Here is a 13,918-nt window from a genome sequence, read left to right as displayed (position 1 = left end):
GCGTGAGACCAAGAGGTCCACGCCCTTTTTGATGTTCAGACGAAAGCGACCTCTTCGTTCGAGGCGCCGTAGTCGCTTTTATTTGTGGTGACGGGGGTGGCGCGTTGCCCGGGCCTTGCTGGCATGGGGGGTAACAACGGGCGTGACCGCATCAAGAGCCTGCTCGTTGGTATCCTCAGCCTCGGCTTCGGCCACTTCGAGCGGCTGGTCTTCTGCAATGGTCGTATCGGACGGAATGGGTGCGAGCTTCACATGCGCCGTGCCACTGCCCAGCATGCCGATCTCGGCGGCCGCAGCGTGAGACAGATCGATGATGCGGCTGTTGAACGGCCCGCGATCATTGACGGTTACGATGACAGACTGCCCCGTATCTTCGTTCTGTACCAGAACCTTCGAGCCCAATGGCAGGGTGGGGTGCGCTGCGGTCAGGGCGTGGCTGTCGAGCCTCTCGCCGCTGCTGGTGCGATGTCCGACAAGGCGTTTGCCATACCAGCTGGCAACACCGTGCTCTGACCACGCCAGCACATTATGGCTGGCAAGGGCGATACTATGGGCGCGACGGGCGAGGGCCATCTTGACCGAAGAGGCCCAGGGCGCGTGTTCCGAAGAGGGGGCGGTGACCGTGGTCACATCGGTCTTGCTGGCCGCATGGGCGCTGTGCTTCGGCGCAAATGCCGTGCAAAGCAGTGCCAGACCTCCGATTCGGGCGCGGATACGCATTTTTTTGCGTTCCGTGGATCTGAAAGTAAGCATTCTGCTTTTAGACGACTTCACGACAGCTGACAGCCTTTTGCTCAGTAACTCCGAACGATCGAATGCCCTGACAAGCCAGGACGGCGAAATGCGACCCTAACACGATAAGCCCTGAACGCGAAATCGTGAGGTGAGACAGGGTTAATCGTTATGGATCCATCCCCGCTGACGGGAGTGCCCTGCCTCATGGTCAATCACGATAAAAACGGAGAAACGCGGCAGGAATGAGGCGTAATCTGCCTGACACAAGCAGGAAGGCTTTTACGCCCCAAGCGAAAGTGCTACGGGCTGCACTCATGATTCGCCCGATGATTGCCGTGCTAAACGGCCCCAACCTCAACATGCTCGGTATGCGCCAGCCGGAGATATACGGCCATGCGACCCTGGACGACCTTGAACAGGTCTGCATCCAGGCTGCCGAGCAGCTCGACGTCGCCATCGATTTTCGCCAGACGAATATCGAAGGCGAGCTCGTTTCCTGGATTCAGGAATGCCGGGGGCGGGCGCGTGGTATCGTGATCAATCCGGCGGCTTATGGGCATACGTCCATCGCACTTCTGGATGCGCTTCTCGCAACAGGACTGCCGACGGTCGAGGTCCATATCTCCAATATCCATCGCCGCGATGCCTTTCGCCATCACACCTATACCTCTCAGGCCGCTATTGGCGTAATCTGCGGGTTTGGTGTGCGAGGCTATGCCATGGCATTGCGCGCACTTTATGACATGATCGAAGACGAGGACGAACGATGAGCCGTATGCTCGTGGACGCAGATGCCATCCGGGCATTGGCTGACATTCTGACCGAAACCGGTCTGACCGAAATCGAGGTTGCCGAGAAGGACAACCGCATCCGCGTGGTGCGTAGCGCTGGCGGTCAGATCGTTCATGCCGCCGCTCCGGCGCCCGTCGCCGCAGCGCCTGTTGCCGCTGCCGCTCCGGCACCAGTCGATGCCGCCAACCACCCCGGCGCTGTCAGCAGCCCGATGGTCGGCATTGCCTATCTGACGCCAGATCCGTCGGCCCCGCCTTTCGTGCATGAAGGCCAGGTCGTGACGGCCGGTCAGACCATCATGCTGATCGAGGCCATGAAGACCTTCAACCAGATCAAGGCGCCCCGAAGCGGTACGCTGACGCGCTTCTTGGTGGCCAGCGGTGACCCGGTTGAATTCGGCGAAGCTCTCGCCATCATTGAATAAGCATTACTGACTGAGTCTGGGGCCAGATGTTTTCCAAGATCCTGATCGCCAATCGCGGCGAAATCGCGCTTCGCATCCTGCGCGCCTGCCGTGAACTGGGCATCGCAACGGTTGCCGTGCACTCCACGGCAGATGCCGACGCCATGCATGTCCGACTGGCGGATGAGGCGGTCTGCATCGGGCCGCCATCCTCGCGTGAATCCTATCTCAACGTTGCGGCCATTCTTTCGGCCGCCACGATTACCGGCGCAGAGGCCATTCATCCCGGTTACGGCTTCCTGTCGGAAAACGCCGATTTTGCCGAGACAGTCGAAGAACATGGCTTCGTGTTCATCGGTCCGACCGCTCATCATATCCGCACGATGGGCGACAAGATCATGGCCAAGACGACCATGCGCGAGCTGGGCGTGCCCCTCGTGCCGGGTTCTGACGGCGCTCTGCGCGATCTCGCCGCTGCTCGTGAAGTGGCAGCGAAGGTCGGTTATCCGGTGCTGATCAAGGCTGCCGCTGGCGGCGGTGGTCGCGGTATGAAGGTGGCCCAGAGCGAAGCCGAGATCGAGGAAGCCTGGACGGTCGCCCGTACCGAGGCCCGCGCGGCGTTCGGTAATGACGAGGTCTATCTCGAGAAATATCTCGACAAGCCGCGTCATATCGAACTGCAGATCATGGCCGACACACATGGCAATGTCGTGCATTTCGGCGAGCGCGATTGCTCATTGCAGCGTCGTCACCAGAAGCTGCTCGAAGAGGCTGGTTCACCTGTGCTGACCGCTGAAGAGCGCGATGCGATCGGTGAGACCGCGACGTCGGCGCTCAAGAAGATGGGTTATCGCAATGCGGGGACGCTGGAGTTCCTGTATCAGGATGGCCAGTTCTGCTTCATCGAGATGAACACCCGTCTTCAGGTCGAGCATCCAGTGACCGAGATGGTCTGCGATGTCGATCTGGTGCGCGAGCAGATCCGTGTCGCAGCCGGTGAGGCCCTGGGCTACGAGCAGTCGGATGTGACCTTCAGCGGTCACGCCATCGAGTGCCGTATCAACGCGGAAGATCCCGAAACCTTCATGCCGAACCCCGGCACGATCAAGGTTTTCCATGCACCGGGCGGTCTGGGTGTGCGTATCGACAGCGCCATCTACGCTGGATATCGCGTGCCGCCCTATTACGACAGCATGATTGCCAAGCTGATCGTTCACGCGCCTACGCGTGCCGAGGCGATTGCCCGTATGCAGCGCGCGCTGGATGAATGCGTGGTCGATGGAGTGAAGACCGTCATTCCGCTTCATCGCAAAATCCTGGCTGACCCGCAGTTCCAGAAGGGTGACTACACGATTCACTGGCTGGAAAAATTCGTCGACTCGCTTAAGAGTTAAGAAAAACAACAAGGAAAAGTCCCGATGTCCGCCAGCGTTGAAACCTTTGTTCTCACCTGCCGATCGGGCAGCGTTCCCCAGGTCGTAGCGGCGCTTGAAGCGCATCTCGTGGGGCGCGCAGGTTTTCTGGGATGCTGGACGACCGAGCTCGGCAATCTCAATGAGGTTGTCGTGATGTTCAGCCCCACCCCGGCCGATCTGGTCTGGCCGGGTAATGAGGTCGGCGTAGAGCGTATCGACCGTCATGGCTGGACCCTGATTGCCGATACAAAGCCGGCTCCCGGCACCTATGGCGGCGCCTATGAGTTCCGCATCTATGATGTTCTCCCCGGCCATGAGGCCGATGTGGCGGCCCTTATGGAAGCCGCCGTCCCGGCCCGCGCGACGATCTCTCCTGCCTATGCTGTCATGATGTCCAGTGACGGACCGTCGCGTCTTGCCCATTTCTGGCCTTATGGCGATCTCGCCGAGCGTGCCGAGAAAAGAAAGGAAGCCGTGGCCTCTGGTGCCTGGCCGCCGAAAGGCATCCTGCCTATGTTGGGAACGATGCGTAACGCCATTCTGACCCCGGTTGCTTATTCGCCGAGTATCTGAGTTTCGTTCCGGGGAAAGAGGCCCTTGCCCCGAGCAGAGCGGCCTTTTTCTCAGGCATACTCGTCCGAAAGGATGAAAGGGGAAGGCCCCTTTCCGGGGTTCGGAGCAGAGCCCCAAGGGGCGCTGCCTTCTGCGTGTTTTACTCGGGTCTGGCTTCAGCCTGTCCAGAGAATGGCTCGGGCACGAGGGGAGTGACCGGCTGTTTTTCGAGCAGGGTCTGTAATGTCTCCAGTGCCTTGTCGAGCTGCTGGTCCTGCCCATTGAAGGTGGCGACCGGCATGTTCTCAACCGTGACGTCAGGCTCGACGCCATGGTTCTCGACCAGCCAATGGCCTTTCATATCGAAATAGGGGCGTTCTGCCGTACGGGGCAGGCCGTTATCGACAAGGCGGTCGCTATCGGAGAGCCATACACCGGCACCGGCCGTGCGGGCGCCAATAAGCGGGCCGATCCCGAGAGATTTTATGCCTTGCGAGAAGGTCTCGCCATCCGAATAGGTGAATTCGTCGCAAAGCACGACGACATGGCCCCGGAATGTCTGCTGCATGTTGCCCTGAGGCGTTCTGCCGTGGTCGGACCAGAACATCCAGACCTTGCGCAGCAATTCCGACAAGACCCATGAATCGATGTTGCCGCCCAGATTGCGCCGGACATCGATCACGAGCCCGTCTTTTTCGGTCTGGGCAAAGAAGTCTCGCGTGAAGCGGGCCATGTCATCCTTGCCCATGGCGCGCAGATGCACATAGCCGATATGGCCATGGCTTGCGGTCGCGACATAACGAGCGCGTTCGCTTTCCCAGGCGCGAAGACGAAGCGCCGCATCCTGTTTGGCACCGATCGGAGAAACCACGATCTGAAAGACACGGTCCTTGCGCTTGAGGGTAAGGAGCACCTGACGGTTGGCCTGATTGGCCAGAAGGGCGGACAGATCAGGCTGATCGGCAAGGTTCTGCCCGTTGAGCGCGGTAATGAGATCGCCCGGCTGCACATCGAGATCGGGCGCAGCGAGGGGCGAGCGGTCTTCGGGCAGATTGGGATCGCCCTCATAGAGGCGATCGATCAGAAAGCCGCCGGGCTGGCGCGTGAGATGCGCACCAAGACTGGCGATCAGCACGGCATTATCGCGTGCAAGGGGCTCCGCCGGGCGGAACTGGGAGTGCAGGGCGTTGAGTTCGCCCATCATCTGGCCCAGCAGATCATCCAGATCGGAGCGGTCGCCCAGTCGTGAGAGCAACGGGCGATAGCGGTCGCGCATGGCAGGCCAGTCAACGCCATGCAGCGACGGATCGTAGAAATGATCGCGATGCAGGCGCCAGGCATCGTTGAACAGACCCTGCCACTCGGCACCCGGATCGACACGCAGGCGCAAGCCGTCGAGCGCGATCGTCGTGTCCGTGCTGTTCACGCCGGAAAGACTGGCTGCAGCAGGGACGAGCTGAATTTTTGGAGCGCGCTTTTCCTTGCCTGAGACGAGCATGAGCGTCTTGCCGTCAGGGGTAAGAGCCACATCGCGCAGACCGGAAGCAAAGTCGTTGAGCTTGGCTTCGCCGGGCCCGATCTTGAGCACTTTCAGGACCAGATCGTCGTCCTTGCTGGCAAGCTGATCGGGCTTATGGGCGAGGAGGTAGAGAAACTCCGGCCCGATTTCGATCCTGCTGAAATCACCCGCCGGGATCGGCAGTTGATAAAGCCGGGTGACAAGGCCAGCAGCCTCCAGGGTCAGAGGCTTTTTTGCAGGCGCGGTCGCCGTCTTGTCGGCGGGTTGGGCCGGCGCGGGCTGATCGAGTTCGGTGCGCGGCGCGAAGGGGAAATGCGCGTCTTTCTGCAAGGCGAGGGCGAAGACACCGGTGCGTGGCGCATAAACCGGCGCCGGATTGCGGTCCCCCCAGGGGCCGCCATTATTGAGGGTGAAAAGCCGGTCTGACAAAAACCACAGGAACTTGCCATCCGGGCTGAAACGCGGCGCATAGGATTCGTAGTCGGGGGTGGTCGCCCAGATGATCTCGCCCGTATCAAGCGGATAGAGCGCGATCTGCCGCCTTGTGGTCTCGCCGCGTGCTCTGGCGAAGGCCAGGATACGCCCGTCTTTCGACCAGGTAAGGGAGTCGTATTCGCTGCGCCCGTCCAGACGGGCATCGTCGATCATCTTGTCGGTATGTGCTGCGACATCATAGAGAAACAGCCGCCCGGCAATATCGGTGTGAGCCAGATGGGTGCCATCAGGCGAAACCCATAGCCCCATCGGCTCGCTTTTCGATCCATGGGTGAGCTGCGTGCCCTCAATGCTTCCTGAACTCGGGAACACCCATAGCTCGGACTCCCCGCCCTTATCGCTGAACGCATAAAGACTCTTGCCATCGGGCGAGAGGGTTGCGTGACGCAGGCGCGTGCTTGCGGCGCTGGCCAGGGTCACGCGCCGCAGCGGGCCGGGTGAGGCAAGGGCGACATGGCCGCGCAGGGTCAGCGCAACCTGTTTGCCGTTCGCGGCGAGGCTGGTTTCGGTGAGATAGGCGAAGGGATTATCCAGCCAGAGCGGGCGTCTCGCAGCACGGTCGCTGGCGATGTCGATCGGAAGGATGGCGTCGCTATTGTTCTGCAAATCGAAATGACAGAGATCGGCGCCAAGTTGATAGACGATGTCGTTGCCGCTCAGGCTGGCCTGTCTGACGTTGAAATCGTCATGATGGGTGAGTTGATGCCCGTCACTTCCGTCGAGTGCGAAGCTCCAGAGATTGTCGCGACCATCCTTGTCGCTCACGACGATCAGACGGTCATTCCAGAGCATGGGGCGACGCAGATTGGCATCCTGCGGGCCGATACGTTCTGCCTCCACACCGCCCTTGAGGTGGTACCGCCAGAGCTGTGCCATGGCGCCACCCCGGTAGAGCCGCAGATGGTCGTGGCTGACAGCCGTGCCAAAGCGAATGAAATAGAGCCACTGCCCATCTGCGCTCAGAACTGCATCATTGGCATCGGCCAGGGGATAAATGTGCCGTGTGCCACTGACCGGATGGATGGCAACGACAATGCGGCTCAGACCCGGACCGGTAGCAGGCGCCGTGCTGTAGAGAATTCCCGCTTTCTTGTCCCAGCCGATGGGCATCACGTTCTGGTTTTCAAACGTCACGCGCCGCGGTGTGCCCCCTTCGATCGGCATGACGTAGATTTCTGTCGGGCCATCGTAATCGGCCAGAAATGCAACCTGCCTGCCATCGGGCGACAGAATGGGGTGCGGGTCCGTGCCGATGGGCGCCGTCAGCCGGCTCGCGCTCCCGCCTTTCAGCGGAACCTGCCAGACAGATTGTTCGTCGTCGAAGACAATCGTCGTTCCTGCAAGGGAAGGGTCACGCAGATAGCCCGGCGCGGCGTGGGCGGAGAATGGCGCAAGGCTCAGCAGGGCAACGCCGGCGAGAAGCGGGGAAAAACGCATGAACATCTTCCGTAGCGAATGGGAGCCTTGTTAGAGAACGTGAACGGGCTGAAAATTCAAGCCCTTATCCCCTCACGAACTTGCTGCTTTCAGGCCGCTTCCGGCTGCAAAGGGGCAGAGCACGAGCGCCAGCGCGAGGAATGCACCGAGAAAATCGAGTTCGGGGCCGAAGCTGCGCCCGTTCGTTGCCGCATCGGCAGAAGCTGCCCCGAAGATCAGAACCGGGGTCGCGAGCGGCAGGATGAGCAAGGGCAGAAGCACGCTACCACGACGGGCGCCAAGCACCAGTGCGGCGGCCATGCCACCCAGAAGAGAGAGAAGCGGCGTGCCAAGTGCCAGCCCTGCGAGAAGGGGTGGGATATCCCCAGGGGAACTGCCGAGCATCAGACTGAGTGGTATGGCGGCAAAGAGCAACGGGAGCCCGGTGGTCAGCCAGTGGGAGATGATCTTGGCCAAGGCGACGAAAGCGGGAGAGAGGCCAAGGAGAAGGAGATGGTCGAGCCCGCCATCTTCCAGATCGGCGCTGAAAAGCCGGTCGAGCGGCAGCAGCGTGGCGAGCAGGGCACAAACCCAGATGACGCCGGGCGCCATGCGGTGCAGCAAGGCAGGTGAGGGGCCGAGTGCCAGTGGGAAGAGACTGCCGCACAGCACGAAAAACAGCAGCGCAGCCAAGGTATCGGCCCCATGTCGCAGGGCAAGGCGCAGCTCGCGCCCTATGAGGGCAAGAAACAGGCTCATATCCATGTCGAGCCCTCCTGCGGTGTCAGCACGAAGCGACGTGACTCTGGCAGAGGCAGCACCACATGGGTGGTTGCGATAATCATGCCGCCAGCTGCGCGATGGGCAGCCATCAGGGTGCCGAGCGTTGCGATGGCGTTGTCATCGAGGCCAAGACTGGGCTCATCGAGCAGCCAGAGCGAGGCCTGACGCACCATCACGCGCGCGAAGGCCCCGCGTCGTTTCTGCCCGGCAGAGAGAAGCCGGGTTGGCAGATCGGCCAGTGCCAGCAGATCGAGCGCCTCAAGAGCCTCGTCACAGGCGCCGCCACCGATGCCTGCCTCAAGAGCAAGATTTTCCCGCAGGGTCAGGCCGGATTTGAGTGCATCAAGATGGCCGAGATAGGCGATATCCAGCGCCTGTTCCGGCGTGCCCCCCTTGCGCCCCTCAAAGGTGAAGCTTCCCCCCTGAAAAGGGCAGAGCCCGGCAAGCACGCGGAGCAGGGTCGACTTGCCAGCACCATTGGGGCCGGTCAGGAGAAGTGCCTCGCCACGGTCCAGCGAAAGGCTGACCTGATCGAGCACCAGCCGCCCTCCGCGGATCACGGTTATGTCATGAGCGAGCAGCCAAGGCGCTGGAGACGAGGGAAAACCTGACATTGTGCAGAAATAACATCTTCCTGAGAGAGTTTCATTCGACTCTGTGCGAATAAGGGTCGAGACTGTATAGAAGGGCCAGCCCTGAGGGGCCAGTTGACAAGGCAGGAGGACAAGCCATGAGAACCGTCGGACGGGATTCCCTGGGCGTGATGCGGGATCTGGAGGTTGATGGCCGAAAGTACCACATATTCTCTCTGCCGGATGCGGCGGCCAGGCTGGGCAATCTGTCCCGACTGCCGGTCAGCCTCAAGGTTCTGCTCGAAAACGTGCTGCGTTTCGAAGACGGGCTGAGCTACCGCACGGAAGATGCCCAGGCGATCGTCGATTGGGCCGCAAAAGGTCATTCCGATCAGGAAGTGCCGTTCAAACCGGCGCGTATCCTCATGCAGGATTTCACGGGTGTTCCCGCTGTAGTCGATCTGGCTGCCATGCGTGACGGCATCATCGCGCTCGATGGCGACCCGGAGAAGGTGAACCCGCTGGTGCCGGTCGATCTCGTGATCGATCACTCGGTCATGGTCGATGTGGCAGGCAGCGCCGATGCGCTGGAACGCAATGTCGAGATCGAGTTCGAGCGCAATGGCGAGCGTTATGCCTTCCTGCGCTGGGGACAGACCGCTTTCGAGAATTTCCGTGTCGTGCCGCCGGGTGCCGGTATCTGTCACCAGGTGAACCTCGAATATCTGGCGCAGGCCGTCTGGACCGGCAAGGTCGATGGCAAGGAATACGCCTATCCCGACACGCTTTATGGCACAGACAGCCACACCACCATGGTGAATGGCATGGGTGTGCTTGGCTGGGGTGTGGGCGGAATCGAGGCCGAGGCTGCCATGCTTGGCCAGCCTATCGCCATGCTTATCCCTGACGTGATCGGTGTGCGCCTTGACGGTGTGCTGCCAGAGGGCGCAACCGCGACCGATCTGGTGCTGACCATCACCGAAATGCTGCGCGCCGAGGGCGTGGTTGGCAAGTTCGTCGAGTTCTTCGGCCCTGCCCTCGATCATCTGCCGGTGGCCGATCGTTCGACCATCGCCAACATGGCACCGGAATATGGCGCAACCTGCGGCTTCTTCCCGGTCGATGCGCTGACGCTGGATTATCTGCATCAGACAGGCCGCGACGAGCATCGCATCCGCCTGACCGAAGCCTATCTGCGTGCCCAGGGCATGTTCCGCGATGCAGACACCCCCGAGCCTGTGTTCTCGAAGGTGCTGTCGCTTGATCTGTCGACCATCATTCCTTCGCTGGCAGGCCCGAAGCGTCCGCAGGATCGCGTCGCGCTGACCAATGCGACCTCGGCTTTCGAGGAAGCTCTGACCACCACGCTGGGCGTCAAGCCTGATGATGTGCGCAAGCGCGCCATCGTGGCCGGTTCGGATTACGATATTGGCCATGGTGATGTGGTGATTGCTGCCATCACCTCCTGCACCAATACCTCGAACCCGGCGGTTCTCGTGGCTGCCGGTCTGGTGGCCCGCAAGGCGCGTGCGCTTGGTCTCAAGCCCAAGCCCTGGGTCAAGACATCGCTCGCCCCCGGTTCGCAGGTGGTGACGGATTATCTCGACAAGGCCGGGCTCAGCGCCGATCTCGACGCGCTTGGCTTTGAGACGGTCGGTTATGGCTGCACGACCTGCATCGGCAATTCCGGCCCCATCGCCCAGCCGATCGTGGATGCGATCGAGGGGAATGGCCTTGTCGCCACGTCGGTACTGTCGGGTAATCGTAACTTCGAAGGGCGTATCTCGCCCAACGTGCGTGCCAATTATCTCGCCAGCCCGCCGCTCGTGGTGGCCTATGCCCTTCTCGGGACACTGCGCAAGGACATCACGAAAGAGCCGCTTGGTGTCTCGAAGGATGGCAAGGAAATCTTCCTGCGCGATATCTGGCCGACCAATGAGGAGATTGCTGCGCTCATCAAGTCTTCCGTCACCCGCGAAAGCTTTGTCGAGCGTTATGGCAGCATCTCGAAGGGAACCAGCCAGTGGCAGGCTCTCGCCGTGGCCAGTGATGCCCGTACCTTCGCCTGGTCGGACAGCTCGACCTACATCCAGAAGCCGCCTTATTTCGAGGGGCTGACCAAGGAGCCGGGCGAGACGCATGACATCGAGAATGCCCGCATTCTCGCGCTGCTGGGCGACAATATCACCACCGACCATATCTCTCCGGCTGGCGCCATCAAGCCGTCTTCACCGGCAGGCAAGTTCCTGAGCGAGCATCAGGTAGCGGTTGCAGATTACAACTCCTACGGGTCGCGCCGTGGCAATGACCGCGTGATGGTGCGCGGTACTTTTGCCAATATCCGTATCCGCAACGAGATGCTCCCGGGTGTCGAGGGCGGCATGTCGAAATACCTGCCCGATGGCACTGTCGCTTCGATCTATGATGTGGCGCATCGCTATCAGCAGGATGGTACGCCGCTGGTGGTGTTCGGTGGCCGTGAATACGGCATGGGTTCGTCGCGCGACTGGGCCGCGAAGGGTACCAAGCTGCTGGGCATCAAGGCGGTAATCGCCGAGAGCTTCGAGCGTATCCATCGTTCCAATCTGGTGGGCATGGGCGTGTTGCCGCTGACCTTCCAGGAAGGCACGACGCGCAAGACACTCGGCCTCGACGGCTCCGAAACGATTTCGCTGGGTGGGCTCGAGTCCATCACCCCGCGCATGACCGTTCCCATGACGATCACGCGTTCCGGTGGTGAAACGGAGCAGGTCGAGCTTCTTTGCCGAATCGATACGCTTGATGAAGTCGCCTATTACAGGCATGGAGGAATTCTTCCTTATGTCCTGCGTGGGATGACCGACACTGACTGACAACGCCGAGCCCGTTCTCGACGCCAGAAACATCACCAAAAGCTTTGGGCGACATGTCGTGCTTCACGACATGTCGCTTTGCGTTGAGCGAGGGGAGCTGGTCTCGATCATCGGTCCTTCGGGCTGCGGAAAGTCGACTTTTCTCCGCTGCCTCAATTTTCTGGAAATTCCGGATTCCGGCGTGCTTCGCATCGAAGACGTCGAAATCACCAAACAGACCGGCCACGGCTGGAATCGTGCCCAGGAGCGGCGCGCCCATGCGCTGCGTGCGCATGTCGGCATGGTGTTTCAGTCTTTCAATCTGTTCGCCCATCGCACGGTGCTGGACAACGTGATGATGGCGCCCCGTTCGGTGAAGGGGCTCTCGCAGCCGGAAATCGAACCGCTGGCGCGGGCGCTTCTGGCAAAAGTGGGGCTTGAAGGGATGGCAGACCGATACCCTTCGACCCTTTCGGGTGGTCAGCAGCAGCGCGCGGCCATTGCACGCGCTCTGGCCATGAAGCCGGCAGTGATGCTTTATGACGAGCCCACTTCCGCGCTCGATCCTGAACTGGCGGAAGAGGTGCTGCAGGTCATGCGCCGTCTCGATGACGAGGGCATGACCCAGATCGTCGTGACCCACGACATGCGTTTTGCCCGCGCGGCATCGGATCGCGTTCTTTATGTCGAGGCTGGCCATATCGTTGAGAGTGGCGACCCGGACGTGCTTTTTGCAGATCCGCAGGATCCCAGAACACGTCGTTTCCTGAGGACGCTGCTGTGACTTTCCGCCTTTCTGCCGGAGCCGTGGCGCGGTGGAGCGCCTCGGGCCTTGTCCCGCGTGCTGTTCTTGCACTCTGTCTCGCTGTTCTGTGCTTCTTGGCCCCCGTTGGAGCTGTCGCGGCGCCGGATGCCGCAGCATCAGCGCCTTCTGCCAGTGCCACGGGCCCAAATGCAGGGCTGCCCGAGCTGAGCTGGGCATCGGACGGCGAAGCCAATGTGCCGTATGTCTTTCATGATCCTGCAGATCTGAACCATCTGGAAGGGTTCGAATATGACATGGTGCAGGAGATTGCGCGTCGCCTGCATCGCAAGGCCCGCTTTGTGCAGAATGACTGGGATGGTCTGATCCCCGGGCTGCAGCGCGGCATGTATCAGATGGTGGTCGATGGCATCGAAATGACGCCCGATCACCTCCAGGCCGCTCTGTTTTCACGCCCCTATTACGTGACGGGTGACCGCATCGTGGTGCGGCGCGACCGCATGGATCTGAACAGTTTTGCGGCTCTGCGCGGCCATGTCGTCGGGACCATCAAGGAGACTCTGGCGGAGCGTCTGCTTCAGCGCGAATCCAGCATCACCGTGCGCTCCTATGAGGAAGAGACCTACGCTTTTTCGGATCTGCGTAATGGCAGGCTCGATGCCCTTCTGCTCGATGGGCCGATCGCGCTCTATTACGCCGGCATCACCGATGACCTCGAAATTGTCGGCCCGCCTGTGGGCCAGACCCGTTATGGCATCGCCTTCAAACAGGGCAGTACCGCGCTTCACGACGAGGTTGACCGCGCTCTCGGTGCGATGATGCAGGACGGGACATTGCAGATCCTGCTGGCACGCTGGAATCTCTGGACGCCGGAAATGGCAGAGATGACGGGCGACCATGTCCAGCGCGACGTGAAACCGGATGAGTGGCTGCGCTACCGAAATGCCATGCGTGCCCAGACGGGCTGGCTTGGCCAGTTGAAGCGTTATATCGGCTTCCTGCCCGATATTGGCGAGGCCGCGATCCTGACGCTTGTCGTCTCGGCCCTGTCGATGGTTATTGCGGTGAGTCTCGGGTTGGCGCTGGCGCTCGGGCGTCATTATGGTCCCGGCTGGCTGCGCTGGATCACCGGGCTTTATATCGAGATCGTGCGCGGCACGCCGCTTCTGATCCAGATCCTGTTCATCTTCTATGGCCTGCCAGGGATGGGCATCAAGCTCTCGCCTTTTTTCGCAGGTGTGCTGGCGCTGGGGCTGAATTACGCTGCGTATGAGGCCGAGAATTACAGGGCAGGCCTGTCTTCCGTGCCGCGTGGCCAGATGGAAGCCGCCATCGCGCTCAACATGACGCATCGTCAGGCATTGCGTCTGGTCATTATTCCTCAGGCTTTCCGCACGGTCCTGCCGGTAATGACCAATGACTTCATCGCACTTCTGAAGGATTCGTCGCTTGTGAGCGTGATCACGCTCACCGAACTGACAAAGACCTATATCCGGCTTTCCTCGACCTATTATGACTATATCGGCACAGGCCTTCTGATTGGTGGCGCTTATCTGCTTCTCGGTCTGCCTTTCGTCCGTTTTGCCCGTCATGTCGAACGCAGGCTGGGACGTAGCCTGATGCGCTCGGGGCATCACTAGGA

The 13,918-nt window shown here is 60.8% G+C and carries 11 protein-coding genes; 7 read left to right on the top strand and 4 right to left on the bottom strand.

All coding sequences use genetic code 11. The features are described from left to right. Positions 1-78: 78 nt before the first annotated feature. Positions 79-720, bottom strand: coding sequence for a septal ring lytic transglycosylase RlpA family protein (locus AA105894_RS05965; RefSeq protein WP_267310889.1), 642 nt, complete (start codon positions 718-720; stop codon positions 79-81). 329 nt (positions 721-1,049) lie between these two features. Between AA105894_RS05965 and aroQ the strand changes: the two genes are divergently transcribed. The 4 genes from aroQ to AA105894_RS05945 are packed head-to-tail and all read left to right on the top strand — an operon-like array spanning position 1,050 to position 3,918. Beyond that, on the top strand, positions 1,050-1,505 hold the full coding sequence (aroQ, locus tag AA105894_RS05960; protein ID WP_023979560.1) for a type II 3-dehydroquinate dehydratase: 456 nt from the start codon (positions 1,050-1,052) through the stop codon (positions 1,503-1,505). Further along, positions 1,502-1,951, top strand: a complete 450-nt coding sequence (locus AA105894_RS05955) for an acetyl-CoA carboxylase biotin carboxyl carrier protein (RefSeq protein ID WP_188424776.1) — start codon at positions 1,502-1,504, stop codon at positions 1,949-1,951. Before aroQ ends, AA105894_RS05955 begins: the two co-directional genes overlap by 4 nt. A gap of 26 nt (positions 1,952-1,977) precedes the next feature. After that, positions 1,978-3,324 (top strand): acetyl-CoA carboxylase biotin carboxylase subunit, encoded by a 1,347-nt coding sequence (gene accC, locus AA105894_RS05950; protein WP_188424778.1) that lies wholly within the window; start codon positions 1,978-1,980, stop codon positions 3,322-3,324. Positions 3,325-3,348: 24 nt separating this feature from the next. Then, positions 3,349-3,918 (top strand): NIPSNAP family protein, encoded by a 570-nt coding sequence (locus AA105894_RS05945; protein ID WP_267310888.1) that lies wholly within the window; start codon positions 3,349-3,351, stop codon positions 3,916-3,918. Between the two features lie 139 nt (positions 3,919-4,057). On the opposite strand, the gene AA105894_RS05940 is transcribed toward AA105894_RS05945, so the two are convergent. From AA105894_RS05940 to ccmA, 3 genes are all read right to left on the bottom strand, one after another. Beyond that, the gene (locus tag AA105894_RS05940) at positions 4,058-7,348 is read right to left on the bottom strand and encodes a S41 family peptidase (protein ID WP_267310887.1); all 3,291 of its coding nucleotides are present in this window, start codon (positions 7,346-7,348) and stop codon (positions 4,058-4,060) included. A 72-nt stretch (positions 7,349-7,420) separates the two neighbouring features. Beyond that, a complete protein-coding gene (ccmB, locus tag AA105894_RS05935) occupies positions 7,421-8,086 on the bottom strand; it encodes a heme exporter protein CcmB (protein WP_267311038.1) in 666 nt (221 codons plus the stop codon). After that, the gene (ccmA, locus tag AA105894_RS05930) at positions 8,083-8,724 is read right to left on the bottom strand and encodes a heme ABC exporter ATP-binding protein CcmA (protein ID WP_267310886.1); all 642 of its coding nucleotides are present in this window, start codon (positions 8,722-8,724) and stop codon (positions 8,083-8,085) included. Before ccmA ends, ccmB begins: the two co-directional genes overlap by 4 nt. A gap of 116 nt (positions 8,725-8,840) precedes the next feature. Between ccmA and acnA the strand changes: the two genes are divergently transcribed. The 3 genes from acnA to AA105894_RS05915 all read left to right on the top strand — a co-directional run bounded on the left by acnA (position 8,841) and on the right by AA105894_RS05915 (position 13,916). Continuing rightward, the gene (acnA, locus tag AA105894_RS05925; RefSeq protein ID WP_267310885.1) at positions 8,841-11,534 is read left to right on the top strand and encodes an aconitate hydratase AcnA; all 2,694 of its coding nucleotides are present in this window, start codon (positions 8,841-8,843) and stop codon (positions 11,532-11,534) included. 70 nt (positions 11,535-11,604) lie between these two features. Beyond that, complete coding sequence (locus tag AA105894_RS05920; RefSeq protein WP_267310884.1) at positions 11,605-12,297, top strand: amino acid ABC transporter ATP-binding protein; 693 nt, start codon at positions 11,605-11,607, stop codon at positions 12,295-12,297. Between the two features lie 176 nt (positions 12,298-12,473). Beyond that, positions 12,474-13,916 (top strand): ABC transporter substrate-binding protein/permease, encoded by a 1,443-nt coding sequence (locus AA105894_RS05915; RefSeq protein WP_267311037.1) that lies wholly within the window; start codon positions 12,474-12,476, stop codon positions 13,914-13,916. Positions 13,917-13,918 lie beyond the last annotated feature (2 nt).

This window comes from Asaia spathodeae NBRC 105894, assembly GCF_025994195.1.
Taxonomy (GTDB): domain Bacteria; phylum Pseudomonadota; class Alphaproteobacteria; order Acetobacterales; family Acetobacteraceae; genus Asaia; species Asaia siamensis.
This window is presented reverse-complemented; position numbering and strand designations above follow the sequence as displayed.

Excerpts from the sequence above, each read along its gene's own strand:
- ccmB (WP_267311038.1), bottom strand. The coding sequence starts at position 8,086 with ATGAGCCTGTTTCTTGCCCTCATAGGGCGCGAGCTGCGCCTTGCCCTG.
- AA105894_RS05955 (WP_188424776.1), top strand. The coding sequence starts at position 1,502 with ATGAGCCGTATGCTCGTGGACGCAGATGCCATCCGGGCATTGGCTGAC.
- AA105894_RS05940 (WP_267310887.1), bottom strand. The coding sequence starts at position 7,348 with ATGCGTTTTTCCCCGCTTCTCGCCGGCGTTGCCCTGCTGAGCCTTGCG.
- ccmA (WP_267310886.1), bottom strand. The coding sequence starts at position 8,724 with ATGTCAGGTTTTCCCTCGTCTCCAGCGCCTTGGCTGCTCGCTCATGAC.
- AA105894_RS05945 (WP_267310888.1), top strand. The coding sequence starts at position 3,349 with ATGTCCGCCAGCGTTGAAACCTTTGTTCTCACCTGCCGATCGGGCAGC.
- AA105894_RS05920 (WP_267310884.1), top strand. The coding sequence starts at position 11,605 with ATGTCGCTTTGCGTTGAGCGAGGGGAGCTGGTCTCGATCATCGGTCCT.
- AA105894_RS05965 (WP_267310889.1), bottom strand. The coding sequence starts at position 720 with ATGCGTATCCGCGCCCGAATCGGAGGTCTGGCACTGCTTTGCACGGCA.
- accC (WP_188424778.1), top strand. The coding sequence starts at position 1,978 with ATGTTTTCCAAGATCCTGATCGCCAATCGCGGCGAAATCGCGCTTCGC.
- aroQ (WP_023979560.1), top strand. The coding sequence starts at position 1,050 with ATGATTCGCCCGATGATTGCCGTGCTAAACGGCCCCAACCTCAACATG.
- acnA (WP_267310885.1), top strand. The coding sequence starts at position 8,841 with ATGAGAACCGTCGGACGGGATTCCCTGGGCGTGATGCGGGATCTGGAG.